Origin of the sequence: Catenulispora sp. EB89, assembly GCF_041261445.1 — a bacterium.
In the GTDB taxonomy this organism is placed as follows: Bacteria; Actinomycetota; Actinomycetes; order Streptomycetales; family Catenulisporaceae; genus Catenulispora.
On the sequence record NZ_JBGCCU010000056.1, the window covers coordinates 1 to 16,586 of the forward strand.

A 16,586-nucleotide genomic window follows, 5' to 3' on the forward strand; every position below is an offset into this window, starting at 1 on the left:
ACGCGCTGGCGGCCGGCGGTGTTCGTGGACACGACCGCGCGCGGGGCCACGGACAACCGCCGGCCGCCAGCGCAACCAGTGGGGCACCACCGAACTGCGCCACCCAGCGGATCCTTCTTAAAACCCTGCGAAGCCGTAAAAAGGTCTTAAAATCCACCACCAAACCGCACCCGCCACCAGCACCCACACACAGCTCACCAGCGCCGAAAAAACCGAGCACGCCCGTGCTCGTTTCTCTCATGAAACGGCCCGTGCCGACTGTCTCCCGATTTCGAACAAACTGTCGCGCGCAGCATATCAGCCCACTAATTTCTAGTCCTTACATAAGAGCCCTAACGTTTCTATGCTGGGCGCGACCATCCTCGGGGGCGACGCCACAGCGCACACAGGAGGGCACGTGCATCATGCCGTTACACCAGGTCAAGGGCGATTTTCAGGGGAGGCGGAAGCCGGGCGCCCACCCCTTCGGCAGTTGGGGAAGCTGAGCGTCCCGGCCCAGGGGCTGGGGTGCATGGGGCTCAGCGAGTTTCGCGGGCCGGTGGATCCCGGGGAGGCTTTGCGGACCGTTCACCGCGCGCTCGATGCGGGCGTGACCATGCTCGATACCGCGGACATCTACGGGCTCGGACGCAACGAGCGGTTGGTCGGGCAGGCCGTGCGGGGGCGGCGGGATCAGGTCGTGATCGCCACCAAGTGCGGGATCGTGCGCGGGCGCGGGGACGCCGGGCGGCAGCTGTGCGGGACCCGGCGGAACATCAAGGAGTCGTGCGAGCGGTCGCTGCAGCGGCTCGGCGTCGACCACATCGACCTGTTCTACCTGCACCGGGTCGATCCGCACACCCCGATCGAGGAGTCCATGCTGGGCATGGCCGAGCTCGTCGAGGAGGGCAAGATCTGGTACGTGGGCCTGTCGGAGGCCGAACCGGAGACCATCCGGCGCGCGCACGAGGTGGTGCCGATCACCGCGCTGCAGAGTGAGTGGAGCCTGTTCACGCGCGACGTCGAGGGCGAGGCGCTGGCCGTCTGCCGGGAACTGGGCATCGGGGTGGTGGCGTTCTCGCCGCTCGCGCGCGGGTTGCTGTCCGGGGCCATCCGGGAGCTGGGCGACCTGGGTGCCGCCGACGAGCGGCGTATCAACCCGCGGTTCCACCCCGAGAACTTCGACCGGAACATGCGCCTGGTGTCAGCCCTCGAGGACGTCGCGGCCGGGATGGGGCTCAGCGTGGCGCAGCTGGCGCTGGCGTGGGTGCACCACCAGGGGGACGACGTGGTGCCGATACCGGGCGCCGAACGCGCCTCGCACGTGGAGGACAACATTCGGGCCGCCTCAATCCAGTTGAGCGTCGAGGATCTCGCGCTGCTCGAACGCCTGTCGCCGGCCGAGGCGGTGGCGGGCCACCGCATGGACGCCGTGCGCTCCGGCATGCTGCCCGCCGACAAGCCGCGTCACAACAGTTGACCCGTTCCGGAAGGCCCGTATGTACACCGTTTTCCGACCCGAGCTGGACGACCTCGCCCGCGAGATCCTCGCCCGGTACCGCGCGTACCAGGAGGGCCGGACGACCCCGGCCGAGCTCGACGCCCACCAGCTCGACGCCTTCGTCGCCACCCTCGGCCACACGAAGGAGCACTCCCCGCTGTACCGCGAACGGCTGTCGGACATCGAGCCGACGGATATAAAAGAACTGACTCCCGAGTCGTTGGCGGGCATACCCTTCACCACCAAGGACGATCTGCGGGACCACGGCTTCGGCATGTCCTCGCTGCCGGTCCAGCGCGCCTGGGTCTACTACGAGACCACCGGCACGACCGGAGCCTCGACGCCGAGCCCGCGCGCGGACGTCGACAGCCTGAACACCAACATCGCGATGACGGTGCAGTACGAGCCACTGCTGCGCGGCTTCGGCGACGAGCAGGTCATGGGTGTCTGCGGGCCCAGCGAACTGCACGCGCACGGGGACACGTTCACGGAGGTGTGCCGGAACCTGGGCTACGCGAGCGTCAAGATGTGGCCGTACTCGCCGATGGTCGGCTTCGACCGCGCGCTGCGCGTCATGCGCGAGCTGCCGGTGACCGGGCTGTTCTGCACCCCGGGCATGGCGGTCGCGCTGGCCAAGGCGGCGATCCGGTCGGGATCGGATCCGCGCCGCGACTACGCGATGAACGTGCTGATGCTCACCGGCGAGACGGCACCGCCAAGCCTGCTCGCGCACATCGGCCGGCTGTGGGGCGCGCAGGCACACCTGTCGCTGTACGGATCGCAGGAGTCTTCGGTACTGGCACTCGGTTCGGTGGACGGAAGCCTGCGACTGACGCCGCTGCTGAACTACTACGAGGTGGTGGATCCGCTGTCGCTGGAGCCGGCGATCCCCGACGCGAACGGGGTCCTCCGCGGCGAGATGGTGGCCACACACCTGTATCAGGGGTCGAAGCCGCTGGTCCGCTATCGCACAGGCGACCTGGTACGACTGCACCCCGACGCCCGGGTCGAGGTCCTGGGACGCGCGGCGGAACGGCTGGTCCTGAACGGCGTCGAGACGAGCGTGTACGAGCTCGAAGATCTGCTCATCGACGGCATCGAGGGTTTCCTGGACCATCGGATCCTGATCGACCGGCAAGCCGAACGCGATGTCCTGACACTGGTCCTGACCCCGGAGCACGAAGGCGACGGCGCCGGACCCCGAGGCGTCGAGCCGCGGATCGCGGCCTGCCGCGAGACGTTCGACACCGAGGTGGAGATCCTGGTCGCGGACGCCGAGACGGCGATCGACGCCCAGGGGCCGGTGAGCTGGAAAGCGCCGCGGATCCACGATCGGCGACCTGCCGGCTGAGGACACTCGGAAGCGGCGGCGCGAGCAGGTTCAGTTGGCTCGCCGCCGCCGCTCGTGCAGTCGCCAAACACGCCGCCGGTGCGGTTGCCAGGGACCGTTCTTTCCGGACAACCCGCGCGCTGCACGAATCGCCGCAGGTGTCTCCGAACAGCCTCGGACTGCTCCAGCCAGGGTTCGTGCCCGCCGCCGTCGATCCGGGTCTACGGGACTTCCAGCCGGAGTGCGAGTGATTCCAACGCTGACAGCCGCCGGGGATCGGTGTGCGCCGGCAGGCACGCTCGCAGCTCGTCGAGGTGCTGTTCGATCGGGTCCGCAAAGCCATCGTTGCCCAGTTCGCTGTTCATGGCCCAGTTCACGGGGCGGCGGCTGCGGGCAGCGTGCGCGGCCCACTGCCAGCCGCGCCTCCTCTTCCGTGCGATGCGCCAGTGCCTCCAGCTCGCCAAGCCGCTCCTGCTGCGCCGCGGTCATGCGGCGGGTGCGTTCGGCTCGATATGCCGTGCGCCAGTCACCGACGAACGGTCCGCACAACAACAACAGCGCAGCCACCCGATCAGGGTGCGCCAGGCAGAACCTGCTCGCCAGGTCGGTGCCGTAGGAATGCCCGATCAGCACTGCCTTGTCCCCGCCCCACGCATCCAGCAGTTCGGCGAGGTCGTCGATATGGCGGCGACATCGCCCAGGTAGTCCGGCAGGCCCGGGCCGCCGTGGAGCATGACCACGGGTGGTCCCAGTGTTCTGTCTTCCGGCGCGATCCAGCGGATCTGCGCCCCGTCGGTCATCCGTGCCAGGCCCTGCGTCTGCGTCAAAGAGACACCGTCTCCGCGCGGCTCGGCGAGGCGGGGGCTCCCTCCGCTGCGGCGTGGCCCATGGCCTCGGCGGCGCGGTCCGGTTCGTCGCGGAGTTCCTTGGCGCTGAATTCGTCGGCGATGCGGCCGGCTACCAGGATGGTCACGCGGTCGGCGACGTCGGCGGCGAAGGCGGGGCGGGGTGCGGCCACCAGGATGGTCAGGCCTCGGTCCGGGAGGGTCTTTTTGATGAGGTCCGCTATGTCCTGCACGATCAGGGGTGCGAGGCCTTCGGTGGGCTCGTCGAGGAGCAGCAGGCGGGGCTGGCCGAGGAGGGCACGGGCGATGGCCAGCATCTGCTGCTCGCCGCCGGAGAGTTGGCGGCCTCGGTGGCCGGCGCGTTCGGCCAGGCGCGGCAGCAGTTCCTTGACGTTCTCCGGCGTCCACTGTGCGGTGGCGCGCTCGCGACGGCTGCGGCGGCCGAAGGCCAGCGCCAGGTGCTCCTGCACGGTCAGGCCCGGGAACACCCTGCGGCCCTGCGGGACCAGGCCGACGCCGGAGCACGCCCGGCGGTGCGCGGGCTGGCGGGTGACGTCCGCGCCGGCCAGTTCGACCCGGCCCGAGGAGGTCGACACCAGGCCGGACACCGTGTGGATGAGCGTCGTCTTGCCGGCGCCGTTGTGACCGACCACGGCGTGCACCGAGCCCTCGGGGACCTCCAGGTCCAGGCCGTGCAGCACGGTGCCGCCGTCGTAGCCGGCGGTCAGGGAACTGAGACTGAGCATCAGACTGTCTCCTCGGAGCTGTCATCAGAGCTGTCATCAGAGCTGTCATCGGAGCTGTCATCGAACTTCCAGTACGACGGTCGGCCGGAGTCGGCATCGGCCTCGGCCTCGGCCTCGACGGCCGCCGGCGCCGCAGTGCCGGACCCGACCACCGACTCCCCCAAGTACGCCTCGCGCACCGCGGCGTCCGCCGCGATCTCCGCCGGCGTCCCGGTCGCCAGCAGCGCCCCGTCCTGCAGCACGGTGACCGTGTCGGCGACCGCCGCCACGAACGCGAAGTCGTGCTCGACCACCACCACCGTCACCTGCTCCGGCAGCGCCCGCATCGCCGTGAGCAGCCGCTCCACGCCCTGGTCGGTCAGCCCGGCGGCGGGCTCGTCGAGCAGCAGCACCCGCGGATCGGCGGCCAGCGCCATCCCGATGTCCAGCATCCGCCGCTCGCCGTGCGCCAGCGCGCCGGCCGGGCGGTCGGCGAGCGCCGTGATGCCAGCGGTCTCCAGGTACGACTCGCAGGCCTCGGACAGCTTGCGGTACCTGCGGCGCTGCCACTTGCCGCGCACGTCGGAATGCGGCCACGCCGCCAGCGCGATGTTGTCCGCCACCGACAGCGTGCTCCACACCGTGGGCTGCTGGAACGTGCGGGCGATGCCCAGCCGGGAGCGCTTGGCACGCGTGGTCCGCGTGACGTCGCGGCCGTCGTAGCGGATCCGGCCGGCCGTCGGACGCAGCTCCCCGGAGATCAGGTTCAGCAGCGTGGTCTTCCCGGCGCCGTTGGGCCCGATGACCGCGTGCCGCCGTCCGGCCTCGAAGTGCAGGTCCAGGCCCGCGACCGCGACGGTCGCGCTGAACGCCTTGGTCAGACCGCTGACCTCGATCGCCGCCGATCCGGACGCAGTGCTCATGCCGATCCTCCCCGTCGTTTCGGCACCCGATCCGCCCGAGGCACACGCAGCACCCGCGGCAGCTGAGGCACACGCAGCGCCTGGAACCGGATCCCGGCGACGCCGTCCGGGAACACGTAGACCGCGATGATGAACATCAGGCCCAGCAGCAGCGGCCCGTGTCCGGGGAACGGCCCGGCGAGCCAGTCCCGGGTGGCCACGATGAGCCCCGCGCCGAGCAGGGCGCCGAGCGGCGACGTCGCGCCGCCCAGGACCACGGCCAGCAGGACCAGCGCGGAATTGGAGAAGCTGCCGTCGTCCGGCGACACGTACTGGTTGACCGTGCACATCAGCACGCCGCCGAACCCGGCCAGCGCACCGGCCGCGACATAGGCGAGCCACTGGTACCGCGTCACCGGGTGCCCTGCCGAGCGCATCCGCGCCTCGTGGTCCCGGCACGCCAGCAGCAGCTTGCCCACCGGCGAGCGCAGCACGCGCCACACGATCGCCACGATGACGGCGGTGGCGGCGAGCACGTACCAGTAGACGTTCCGGTCGGAGTCCAGGGTGGCCATCCCCGGCAGCGGCTGCACCGGCGGAATGCCGTACATCCCGTCCGTCCCGCCGGTCATCGACCGCCACTCGCCGGCGGCGGTGACCGTCAGCTCGCCGAGCGCCAGCGTGGTCATCAGGAACGCCACCCCGCGCGTGCGGATCGCGACCAACCCGGTGGCCGCGGCGAACACGGCGGCGACCAGCGTCCCGCACAGCAGCTGCACGACGCCGATGGTGTGCCCGTGCGTCCCCAGGACTCCGGCGGTGTAGGCCCCGACCAGGAACGGCGCCGCCTGTCCCATCGTCGGCAGCCCCGAGTACCCGGCCAGGATGCTGACGCTGACCGCCAGGACCCCCAGCGCGAGCGCCTTCGACAGCAGGCTGATGCCGTAGCCGTCGAAGCTCGACGGTGCGATCAGCAGGAACGCGGCCAGCACCGCGACCGGTATCCCGACGCGGACCCGGGGCGAGCCGAGAAGCGTCGCGACCGTTGAGTCCGAGCCGGAGCCGGAGACCGTCGTCTCGGAAGCTGTCGAGCCCGCCGGCTCCTCGGAATTCGCCGAGTCCGTGGGAACCGTCGGCGCCGTCATGCGTGCGCTCCCACCGCGACGCCCGCCGAAGCGGACGAGCCCCGGAACGTGCGCACCACCAGCGCCACCGCCATCAGCCCGAATAGCAGGTACGGCGCCCAGTTCGAGGAGATCGACACGCCGAGCGTCTCGATCTCCCCGACCGCGATAGCCGCCAGGAACGCCCCCACCACCGAGCCGGGCTTGCCGAGCACGATCACCACCATCGAGAGCATCAGCACCTTGTCGGCGGTGTCCGGACCGGGGCCGATGATCGGCGCGCCGAGCCCGCCGGCCAGCCCGGCCAGCGCCCCGGCCGCCCCGCACAGCGCGGCGTGCACGCGCCACGGCGCGTACCCCATGGCGCCGACCATGTCCCGGTCGTCGGCCGCGGCGCGCAGCAGCGAACCGGCTCGGGTCCGGCCCAGGATGTACGTCCCGGCCAGCGCCAGCACCGAGGCGACCACGATGAACATCAGGCGGTAGGTCGGATAGACGTGCCCGAAGATGTGCACGGTCCCGTTCACCGAGTTCGGGATCACGACCGGGTGCTCGTCCCCGCCGTAGACGGTGCTCAGGATGTCCCCGCCGACCAGGGAGAGGCCGAAGGTCAGCAGCGCCTGGGGTAAGTGCCCGCGATCGGCGAGCGGGAGTGTCCCGGCGGCCAGCACCGCGCCGCCGAGGGTGCCGCCGACGGTGGCCACGGCAAGTCCGAGGAACGCCGACGACCAGGAGCCGTTGGACACCGTCGCGGCCAGGTAGCCGCCGAGCGCGAACAGGGTCCCGTGGGCGATGTTCAGCACACCGCCGATCCCGAACAGCAGTGTCAGGCCCGCGGCCGCGACGAAGAGCAGCAGCCCGTAGGCCACGCCGTCCAGCGCGGGCACGAAGTGCGCGTTGATCGCACCCATGGAACCCCTTTCGCAGTGCTCTTGCAGGTTGTGCGGTTGTGCGGTGTTGCGGCAATACAGACAATGCTCGTCGATCCGTCAAGCACATCGGGCCGGTCGAGCAGAATCCTGCTCGACCGGCCCCGCGGCGACGAATCAGCTACCGATGGTCGCCAGGTCGCCGATCTTCACGTTCGCCAGCGCCGTGCCGTCCATCTCGACCTTGCGCAGGTACCACTTCTGGACCGGCACGTGGGTGTCCGCGGACAGCTGCCAGGTCCCGCGCGGGCTGTCGATCTGCCCCATCGCCTTGATCGCGGCGTTGATCGCCTCCGGGGTCAGGTTCGAGCCGGCCTTGGCGATCGCCTGGTCCAGCACCGAGGCCGCGTCCCAGCTGTACATCGCGGTCGCCGGCGGCGCCTCGCCGTTGTACTTCTGGCTCCACGCCGAGACGAACGCGCGGTTCGCGGCGCTGGAGATGTCCGGCGAGTAGTTCATCGAGGTGATGATGCCGTTGGCCGCCGAGCCCTCGGCCTTGAGCGTGCCGCCCTCGGTGATGAAGCCCGCGGCGTACAGCGGGATGTCCTTGGCGTCGGACTGGGACCAGTCCTTCACGAAGTCGATCGCGTTCTGGCCGGTGTAGAAGCAGTAGATGGCCTTCGCGCCGGAGGCCTTGACCTTCGCCAGGTACGGCGTGAAGTCAGAGGTGTTCGGGAACGGCGTGAAGGTGGGCTTGCCGCCGTCGTTGGCGAGCTTGCCGCCGGCCTTGGTGTAGGAGTCGGTGAAGCCGCGGAGCTGGTCGTAGCCGCCCTGGTAGTCCGGGCCGAAGGCGTAGACCGAGCCCTGGACGTTCTGCGCCATGTACGGGCCCATCGCGCCGCCCGGGTCGGTGGACATGAAGCTCATGGTCCACAGGTGCGAGACGTCCTTGACCGTCGGACGGCCGCCGGTGTTGACCACCGGCACGCCGGCCGCGGTGGCGATCGGCACGACCGCCTGGATGGTCGGGGTGGCCACGATGCCGGCGATGGCCAGCACGTGGTCCTGCTCGATCATCTTCTTGGCCACCGGCACCGCGGCCGAGCCGCCGTTGGCCTCGTCGCCCACGTCCAGCTTGACGGTGTGGCCGCCGAGCTTGCCGCCGTGGTTGTCCAGGTAGAGCTGGAACCCGTTCAGGTGGTCCGGGCCCAGCGCCTTGTTGCTGCCGGTCAAAGCGGTGATCAGGCCGATGTGGATCGGCGCGTCGGCCTTGGCGCTGCTCTTGCTCGAAGTACTGCTGCTGCAACCGGCGGCCGCGAGCGCGGTCACCGCGCCGACGACCACGAACGCCCGCAGGCGCGCCGGTACTCGGGACGAGAACAAGACTTTCTCCTTAAGCGGTTGATATCAGTGGTCACCCGGAACGCCGGCCGGCCGGTCGGGTCCGGCAGGCCGCCGCTCGCACGGTTGAATGCGATTGGTGCGGTGATGCAGTGGTTCGGTGGTTCGGTGGTTCAGCGATCCGCGGCGATGCGGCACGGCCCCGTCCGGCTCACTGGCCGGCGTAGGCCGCGTCGGGGTTCATCCGCAGCTGGGTCACGGCGTGCTCCACGAGGGTCACCAGCACCCGCTTGCTCGACTCGCGGCGGCGCGCGTCGCACATCAGCAGCGGGACGGAGTCCCGGACCGAGAGCGCGTCGCGGATCTCCTCGTGGCCGTGCATGGGGGCGCCGTCGAACTGGTTGATCGCCACGACGTGCGGGATCGACCGGTGCTCGAAGAAGTCGATGGCCGCGAACGCGTCGTCCAGCCGCCGCACGTCGGCCATCACCACGGCGCCGATCGCCCCGCGGGCCAACTCGTCCCAGAAGAACCAGAACCGCTCCTGCCCGGGCGCGCCGAACAGGTACAGGATCAGGTCCTGGGCCAGCGTGATGCGGCCGAAGTCCATCGCCACGGTGGTCGCGGTCTTGCCCGGGATGCCCCGCACGTCGTCGATGCCCGCCCCCGCGACGGTCATCTCCGCCTCGGTGGTCAGCGGCTGGATCTCCGAGACCGAGCCCACCAGCGTGGTCTTCCCCACGCCGAAGCCCCCGGCCACGACGATCTTCGCCGCGGTGGCCTGGTTCGCGCGGTTCACCGCATCCTCGCCGAAGCCTCACGGGCCAGCATCCGCGAGCGCGCCATCGGCGTCAGTGCGGCGCCGACCTGGTTGATCAGCTCGGCCATGGTGTAGGAGACCTGGCCGATGTCGCACTCGCGGCGGGCGAAGACCAGCAGCGAGGCGCCGTCGCTGACCGCCATCGAGAACAGGAAGCCGCCGAACAGCTCGGTCAGGTTGCTCTGCACGGGAGCGGCGTGCAGCAGCCGCGCCGCGCCGGCCAGCAGGCCGACCAGCCCGGAGGCCACCGCGGCCAGGTTCTCGGCCTGCTCGTCGGTCAGGTCGTTGCTGGCCGCCACCACCAGACCGTCCGCCGAGACGGCCAGCGCGTGCACCACGCCGGGTACGCGCAGTGCGAAGTCGTTGAGGAGCCAGTCCAGATTGTCGGGGGGACTGCTGGGCATGAGCGACATTTAGAAGGTCCCTGTACTTGAAGGCGGCGTGTAGGGGGTCTGGGGGACACTGCCGGGGGCGCCGCGGCCGCCGATCCCTCGGGCGTAGGCCACCATCGAGGCCGAGACCCGGGACGGGTCGCGCTCGGCCGGGCTGGTCGCCTCCGGGGTGTCGTCCATGGCCTCGGCGGGCAGCCGGGCCAACGGCACCCGCTTGGGCAGCCCGTGCGTCGTCCTGACCTGCTCCGCGGCCGGCGCGGGGGGTGGTGCCGAGGCCTGGGGCGCGGTCGGCAGAGCAGGCTGGGCCTGGTACGGGGACTGCACCGGGGCCGGTGCCGGGACCGGGGCCGGCGGCCGGGGCTGGTAGGACGGCTGGTTCTGGAACGAGGGCTGCACCGGCGTCGGGACCCCGGGCCGGGGCTGGTAGGACGGTTCGCCCTGGAACGACGGCTGGGCCGCGGTGGCGGCGGCCGGAGCCGGGTAGGAGGGCCGGGGCTGGTACGACGGGTGTTCCTGATAGGACGGCTGCGCCGGGGGTTCGAACGCTGATCGCACCTGGTACTCGGACTGCGGCTGGTTCTGCCACGAGGGCTGCGAACCCTGCGCCGCCCGGGCGGCGGCGGCCTGCGCGGCCTGGACCGCCTGGGCTTGCGCGGCCTGGGCGGCCTGCGCCTGCGCGGCCTGGGCCGCTTCGGCCGCCGCCCGGCCGCGCAGCGCTCCGGCCAGCCACGGGCTCACCGGGCCGTCGGCCACTCCGGGACCGGACACCGCGCCGCCGACCGGGGCCACCGGACCCGACGGGCGGCTCAGCGGCCGGACCCGGATCGGGGCCGGCGGGAATCCGTTGACGCCCTCGCTGATGCCGGGCTGGGTCACGCCGTAGGGACCGCCGTCCATGGCCGCCGCGGGAACCGGCGGCTGCGGGTACGGCGCGGGCCGCTGCCGCGGGTCGAAGCCGCCGCCGGCCCCCGGCCCGTACTGTTCGGCGCCTTCCTCAGGCGCCGCACCTCGGCGACGTCGGCTGCCGTTGCCGGCGGCCGCGGCCGCACCGGCCGCACCGGCGGCGTTCGCCGCACCGGCCCCGACGCCCGCCGCGGCGCCGGGGTTCGAGCCGTACGCGCCGGGCTGTCCCATCCCGGAAGCCAGGGTGTTGATCGCGGCGGTCGGCGAGGCGGAGAACGAGGTGAAGGAGCTCTCCTGCGCGCCGGGCGTCCAGTACAGCGTCGGCGGCAGTACGAGCTCTGCGATGGTGCCGCCCTGCGGGTTCTGCCGCAGTTCCACGGCTATGCCGTACCAGGACGCGAGCTGCCCGGCCACGGTCAGGCCCATCGCCTTGACCGAGGCCGCGTCCAGGTGGGTCGGCGTGGTCAGCCGGGCGTTGAGCTCCGAGCGCCGGCGCGGCGTCATGCCGATGCCGCGGTCGGTGATCTGCACGATGATGCGGTCGGCCAGCACCCGCATGTCGACCAGCACCCGGCTGTCCGGGGAGGAGAACGCGGTGGCGTTGTCCAGCAGCTCGGCGCACAGGTGCACGAGGTGGTCGACGACCGGCGGGGCCACGACCACGCTCATGTCGACGTTCACCAGGTCCACGCGCGAGTAGCGCTCGATCCGGCCGGAGGCGGCGCGGATCACGTCGATCAGCGGCACGCCCTCGTCGCGCACCCGCACCGTGCCCTCGCCGCCGAGCACCAGCAGGCTCTCGTTGTTGCGGGTCATGCGCGCGGCCAGGTGGTCCAGCACGAACAGCCGGGCCAGGCGGTCCGGGTCCTGCTCGTCCCGCTCGGCCTTGTCCAGCTCCAGGGTCAGCGCGCCGGTCAGGCGCTCGCCGCGGCGGGCCAGGGCGACGAACGCCGCACCGACGCCGGCGCGCAGCAGCACCTGTTCGGCGGCGGTGCGGATGGCCTCGCGGCGGACCGCGTTGAAGGCCCGGGCCACGGCGGCGATCTCGTCGTCGCCCTTCACCGGCAGACCGCCGGCCGCCTCGTCGGCGAACTCCTCAGGGGTCTGACCCGTCAGCGATCCGGTGCCGCGCAGCGCCTGCACCGCGGCCGGCAGGTCCTCGAAGGCGACCGCGTGCGCGCCGTCGCGCAGGCCTCGCAGACCCTTGATGATCGGCCGGCCGAGCCGGAGGCTCACCATCAGCGCCAGCAGCATGGTGCCGGCGATCGCCGCGGCCTCGACGCCGGCCAGTTCGCGCTGGCGGGTGCGGTCCTTGGCGATCAGGTCCAGGGTCGCCAGGTCCATGTCGTGGCGCACCCCGTCCAGCGCCGCGAGCCGGGCGTCCAGGGTGGTGGTCCACAGCTTCGGATCCAGCTGGACGGCCTTGCCCGGCGGGGTGTCCGCGACGGTGTCCTCCAGCTGGCCCGCACCGGCCATGCCCGGGCCGCCGAGCGCCTGGTTCGGGACGTCCTGCCAGCTCGCCGGGGCCAGGGCGCCGAAGGACTCGATCGCGCTGGAGTAGCTGGAGCGGCTGCCGATCAGGTCCTGCTGCGCCGACGCGGTCTGGAACGGCGCGCCGAGGGTGCGCAGGACGTCCGCTTCCTCGCCGCTGAGCGATTCCCGGGCCTGGCTCAGCGCGGAGGTGGCCCGCAGCATGGTGGCGACCTGCGAGGAGGCCCCGGAGTTCTGCACCAGGTCGTGGTAAGCCAGCAGGTCGGCGATGACGATGTGGTACTGGAAGTCCGCCGCCGACAGCGCCTGGGAGTTGCCGCTGCGGATGTGGTCCCGCAGGGTGTCGATGGCCCGCAGCTCGCCGTCGATCCGGTTCAGCAGGGTCTTGCCGTCCGAGGACAGCCAGGGCATGCCCTTGAGTTTGTCCTCGTAGGCCGCGGTCGCCGCCTGGGTCTTGGTGATCTGGTCGGTCAGCGGGTTCAGATTGGTGCCGGCCGGCGCGGTCAGGAACAGGGCGACCTGGGTCCGCTCGGCCTGGAGCTCGGCGACCAGGTCGCCGGCCGCCGAGGCGGAGTTCATCAGGGTGTACAGATGCCCGGCGCTGATCGCGCCGGACGTCGAGGTCACCAAGGCCAAGGCCCCGAAGCCGGAGACGGCACACAGGGGGACAGCGACCAGTATGCCGAGCTTCTTGGTGATTCTCACGACTGGGGCCTTTGCGATCCGCGCTGGTCGGCGCATCGGGTGGTGGCGAACGACGTCAGGGTGCTTCTACGCGTGGTTCAACGCTCGATCAAAGTTCTGTCAAAGGCCGACCCGACGGCCATGAAACAGACCACTGCTTTGTTCGAGCGAATGCATGCTAGCGGAAAGTGCTTGGCTTGAGACAGCCTGGGTGGTGGAACGGACACGGAACGCGCAAAACTGCCGGTGAACAGGCCGTTCAGGGCTTACCAGGTGCCGGGTATGTCCGATTCCGGACGAGCCGGACCGGTGCGTCCGCCCGCCGCGACTACCGTGTGTTGCCAAAGTCCGAAGAAACACGTGATGACTACGCCGATTCCGAGACGAAACGCCGACGGGAATCGACGCCGATGTGGTCGATCAGGAGTTCACGAGCACGTAACCTCAAGCGCCGGCCGGCTGTTCGGTGGCGCCCGCCGGGTCGGCCGGATCGCCGCCCGCCGCGCCGCCCGAGTCGCCGCCCGGGGTGGTCAGGTCGGCAAGCAAAGCAGAGACCGGAGGCGGCGTCCAGCGTTCATCCCTGGGCTTGTCCACGCCATATTCGTCCTTGAGGTGATCAGGGATCGCATAGTGCATGACACGCCCGCGCGTCAGGGAGCTGAGCTCGAAGCGCGTGGTGACCGCGCCGAGCCGGTCGATGACCATGGCGGCCAGCGGTGAGCGTTCCTTGAGGTGTTCGGTGACGCCCAGCAGAAGCGGCGCGGCGGGCACCAGGTGGTCGAACAGCGCTGAGCGGGGCACTTGGAGCCAGTCCGCGGCGGTGTCGCCGACCAGATAGCGGATCAGCGCCGGGACCACGGGGTCAAGCAGTGTACCCGGGACGACATCCTCGTACAGCTCGATGAGCTGCCGCGTCAGGCTGACGCCGGCTTCGGAGGGGCCCATGAACTTCGTCATGTAGAGATCTGAGAAATCTCGCGCCTCGGACAGATCCGCCGGCGCCGTCCCGGTGTCGATGCCGAGCATCGCGCCGACAACGCGCCATGCGTAGAAATACGCATCCGCGCCGGCCTCGGTGACATGGACACCCAGCCGGTGCAACGCGTCCAGGACCTGGATCGAGAACATCATCTGGCCGCCGATCATGTCCTCCTGGCAGATCGGCACGCCCCAGGCGGCCTCGTCCCACGCGCCTTCGCGGCGCAGGTGATGACGGATCGAGGCGTGCAGGAGGCGGACCTTCTGCGCGGCCGGGACGAACGAGCCGCCGGCCTCGAAGGCGTCGGGGCGCATCAGGTAGACGGTGAACTGGCCGGTCGCGGCCATGCGGTTGGACGGGTAGTCCAGGGCGTGCGTGGCGGTCAGCAGTTTGGCGACGTGCGGCAGCATGTAACACGCCGGCATCGAGGCGAAAGACAGCGCCGTGGAGATGTGGACGTTGTTGTCGATGAAGAACATCCGCGCCGCCTCCATCCGGTCCCAGTCGACCCAGTCCGGCGGCGTCGCGGTGGCGGCGAGGTAGTCGTGGGCCACCTGCGGCAGGCCCTCGGGCAGCGGATCGCCGGAGCGCTCGAACCAGCGCATCAGGGTGTTGAAGTGGCCGATCTCGCCGGACGCGAACAGGGCGTCGACGGTGGCGTCGGCGGGGTCGTCGCCGCGCAGGCGCAGTGCGGCCATGGCTTCGGGGGTGACGGGCATGAGGGTCTCCTCGACGGGGGAAGTCAGGACCTGCGGGTGGTGACGGCTTCGGCCAGGTGGTCCAGCGCCTCGGCGGCGGAGCGTGGCAGGGTGCTGCCTGGGGCGGCACCGGTGCCGGTTCGGGCGCCGGCGCCGGCTCCGGCCAGCGCGGCCCGGGCCCGGCGCACGCGCTGCGCGATCAGCTGCTCGACCCGGCCGCGCGCGCCGCTGCGCTGCAGGATCGCGCGGACCTCGGCGAGGTCGGCGGCGCCGAGGTCGTCGCGGCCGAGCAGGCGGTCCAGCACCGAGCGGTCGCGCGGCGCGGCGCCCTGGCGGGCGTAGGCGATGAGCGCGGTGGGGCGGGCGGCGGTGATGTCGTCGAGGTTGGACTTGCCGGTGAGGACCGGGTCGCCGAACACTGCGAGCAGATCGTCACGCAGTTGAAACGCCTCGCCGAGCGGGAGTCCGTACTCGGTGAAGATGCGGAGCGTGCGATCGGAAGCGCCGCCGAGCCGGCCGCCGATGTGCAACGGATGCTCGACGGTGTACTTGGCGGTCTTGTACCGCACGATCGTCAGCGATTCCTGCGGATCGGTCTCGGTCCCGGTACGCAGAACCTCCAGGCACTCCCCCGCGATCAGCTCGCGCGCCAGGACGGACCACATGGGCCTGGCACGCGCCAGATACAGCGCGGGCAGCCCGCAACCGGTGAACATCTGCCCGGCCCAGGCCATCAGCAGGTCGCCGACGAGCAGTGCCAGCGAGCGCGCGGCGCCGTCGGGATCGGGCGCCTTCGCGGTGGCGTCCCGCAACGCGATGTGCGGCGTGGGGATGCCGCGACGCAGAGGGCTGTCGTCGATGAGGTCGTCGTGCACCAGCGCGGCGGCGTGCACGAGCTCCATCGCGGCGGCGGCCCGCACCATCGCCGGACTGTCCCCCTGCCCGGCGGCCCGCCAACCCCAGTAGCAGAAGGAGGCACGAACGCGCTTGCCGTCGGCGACCGCCGCCCGCAACTGCGCCCCGACCGGCGCGAGCAGCGGATCGACGGCCTCCAGCAAATCGGTCTCGGCCCGCACGAAGGCCCGAAGCTCAGCATCTATCCGGGACTTGAGATCGGCCTGAGAAAGCACCTCACGCCCCGGAAGCTGTGTCACGCGCCGCAGCAGCCCGCCGCGCCAACGCCTCCATGTGCGCCTGCGCGGGCGGCGCGACCCGGTCGAGCACGACGTCCCCGTGCGCCTTCACCTCACGGTGCAGATCAGAGGCCATCTCCGGCAGATCCGAGCGCGCCAGCACCCCCCGGGCACGCCGCACCGCCCCCTCAGCGGCCTCCAGACCGAGATCGGCGAGGCCTGCCAACAGGCGCATCGCGTCCCGCGCCACCGACCCGGCCTGGTCCTGCTCAGCCACGATTCCGGCCCTCCCCCACGCACGCACCGCTCCGACGCCGGGCCCCTTCCCCGGGCCGGGCGTCATCAAGCCCTGATTCGCTCGACGGGGTGATGGGGGTTGACATGCGGCGGGTGAGTAATGGACGGCGGTGGTTTGGGGGCGGTGGTGGTTGGGGGGCGGTGGTGGTTTGGGGGCGGTGGTGGTTTGGGGGCGGTGGTGGTTTGGGGGCGGTGGTGGTTTGGGGGCGGTGGTGGTTTGGGGGCGGTGGTGGTGGGTGGGGTCGTGGTGCGGTTCTGGTGAGGGGGTCTGGAGTCAGGCGGGGTGTGCGGTGAGTTGCCTATGTGCCGTTGGCCTGTGGGCATAAAGGCGATTTTGACGGCTTCGCAGGGTTTTAAGAAGGATCCGCTGGGTGGCGCAGTTCGGTGGCGTGCCTGGGGACGCGTTGGCGGCTGGCGGCCGGGCTGGGCAAGACCGCGCACGGGTCCGAGTCACTGCGCATGCGTTGCGTAGGCGGCGATCGTCGGGCGTGGTGGGTGCCTAAGATCAAGAGCAGGCGCCTCCGGCGGGGGCACTCGAGACTCTGAGGGATCCCCAACCCCCCGCCTCGGCGG

At 71.1% G+C, this 16,586-nt stretch carries 15 protein-coding genes and 1 pseudogene; 2 read left to right on the forward strand and 14 right to left on the reverse strand.

The window, feature by feature from the left end:
• Positions 1 to 511: 511 nt before the first annotated feature.
• Positions 512 to 1,459, forward strand: a complete 948-nt coding sequence (locus tag ABH920_RS49800; protein WP_370356902.1) for an aldo/keto reductase — start codon at positions 512 to 514, stop codon at positions 1,457 to 1,459.
• Between the two features lie 19 nt (positions 1,460 to 1,478).
• The gene (locus ABH920_RS49805; protein WP_370356904.1) at positions 1,479 to 2,831 is read left to right on the forward strand and encodes a phenylacetate--CoA ligase family protein; all 1,353 of its coding nucleotides are present in this window, start codon (positions 1,479 to 1,481) and stop codon (positions 2,829 to 2,831) included.
• A 200-nt stretch (positions 2,832 to 3,031) separates the two neighbouring features.
• Here the strand turns inward: ABH920_RS49805 and ABH920_RS49810 are convergent, their stop codons facing one another.
• The 14 genes and pseudogenes from ABH920_RS49810 to ABH920_RS49875 all read right to left on the reverse strand — a co-directional run bounded on the left by ABH920_RS49810 (position 3,032) and on the right by ABH920_RS49875 (position 15,993).
• Complete coding sequence (locus ABH920_RS49810; protein ID WP_370356930.1) at positions 3,032 to 3,175, reverse strand: hypothetical protein; 144 nt, start codon at positions 3,173 to 3,175, stop codon at positions 3,032 to 3,034.
• Between the two features lie 217 nt (positions 3,176 to 3,392).
• A pseudogene (locus ABH920_RS49815) lies at positions 3,393 to 3,443 on the reverse strand (hypothetical protein); the annotation flags it as partial.
• Positions 3,437 to 3,637, reverse strand: a complete 201-nt coding sequence (locus tag ABH920_RS49820) for a hypothetical protein (protein ID WP_370356906.1) — start codon at positions 3,635 to 3,637, stop codon at positions 3,437 to 3,439. The pseudogene ABH920_RS49815 and the gene ABH920_RS49820, both read right to left, overlap by 7 nt.
• Positions 3,634 to 4,401 (reverse strand): ABC transporter ATP-binding protein, encoded by a 768-nt coding sequence (locus ABH920_RS49825; RefSeq protein WP_370356908.1) that lies wholly within the window; start codon positions 4,399 to 4,401, stop codon positions 3,634 to 3,636. The genes ABH920_RS49820 and ABH920_RS49825 overlap by 4 nt, the downstream gene beginning before the upstream one ends.
• On the reverse strand, positions 4,401 to 5,303 hold the full coding sequence (locus ABH920_RS49830; protein ID WP_370356910.1) for an ABC transporter ATP-binding protein: 903 nt from the start codon (positions 5,301 to 5,303) through the stop codon (positions 4,401 to 4,403). The genes ABH920_RS49825 and ABH920_RS49830 overlap by 1 nt, the downstream gene beginning before the upstream one ends.
• Positions 5,300 to 6,427 (reverse strand): branched-chain amino acid ABC transporter permease, encoded by a 1,128-nt coding sequence (locus ABH920_RS49835; protein ID WP_370356912.1) that lies wholly within the window; start codon positions 6,425 to 6,427, stop codon positions 5,300 to 5,302. The genes ABH920_RS49830 and ABH920_RS49835 overlap by 4 nt, the downstream gene beginning before the upstream one ends.
• Positions 6,424 to 7,317, reverse strand: coding sequence for a branched-chain amino acid ABC transporter permease (locus ABH920_RS49840; protein WP_370356914.1), 894 nt, complete (start codon positions 7,315 to 7,317; stop codon positions 6,424 to 6,426). The genes ABH920_RS49835 and ABH920_RS49840 overlap by 4 nt, the downstream gene beginning before the upstream one ends.
• A 135-nt stretch (positions 7,318 to 7,452) precedes the next feature.
• Positions 7,453 to 8,658, reverse strand: coding sequence for an ABC transporter substrate-binding protein (locus ABH920_RS49845; protein ID WP_370356916.1), 1,206 nt, complete (start codon positions 8,656 to 8,658; stop codon positions 7,453 to 7,455).
• Between the two features lie 169 nt (positions 8,659 to 8,827).
• Entirely contained in the window at positions 8,828 to 9,415 is a 588-nt protein-coding gene (locus ABH920_RS49850) for an ATP/GTP-binding protein (RefSeq protein WP_370356918.1), read from the reverse strand.
• Positions 9,412 to 9,849, reverse strand: a complete 438-nt coding sequence (locus ABH920_RS49855; protein ID WP_194917934.1) for a roadblock/LC7 domain-containing protein — start codon at positions 9,847 to 9,849, stop codon at positions 9,412 to 9,414. The genes ABH920_RS49850 and ABH920_RS49855 overlap by 4 nt, the downstream gene beginning before the upstream one ends.
• Positions 9,850 to 12,927, reverse strand: a complete 3,078-nt coding sequence (locus ABH920_RS49860) for a nitrate- and nitrite sensing domain-containing protein (protein WP_370356921.1) — start codon at positions 12,925 to 12,927, stop codon at positions 9,850 to 9,852. It abuts the gene before it with no gap.
• A gap of 423 nt (positions 12,928 to 13,350) precedes the next feature.
• Complete coding sequence (locus tag ABH920_RS49865) at positions 13,351 to 14,604, reverse strand: oxygenase MpaB family protein (RefSeq protein WP_370356923.1); 1,254 nt, start codon at positions 14,602 to 14,604, stop codon at positions 13,351 to 13,353.
• Positions 14,605 to 14,627: 23 nt separating this feature from the next.
• A complete protein-coding gene (locus ABH920_RS49870) occupies positions 14,628 to 15,737 on the reverse strand; it encodes a polyprenyl synthetase family protein (RefSeq protein ID WP_370356926.1) in 1,110 nt (369 codons plus the stop codon).
• A complete protein-coding gene (locus ABH920_RS49875) occupies positions 15,715 to 15,993 on the reverse strand; it encodes a hypothetical protein (RefSeq protein WP_370356928.1) in 279 nt (92 codons plus the stop codon). Before ABH920_RS49875 ends, ABH920_RS49870 begins: the two co-directional genes overlap by 23 nt.
• Positions 15,994 to 16,586: the final 593 nt, after the last annotated feature.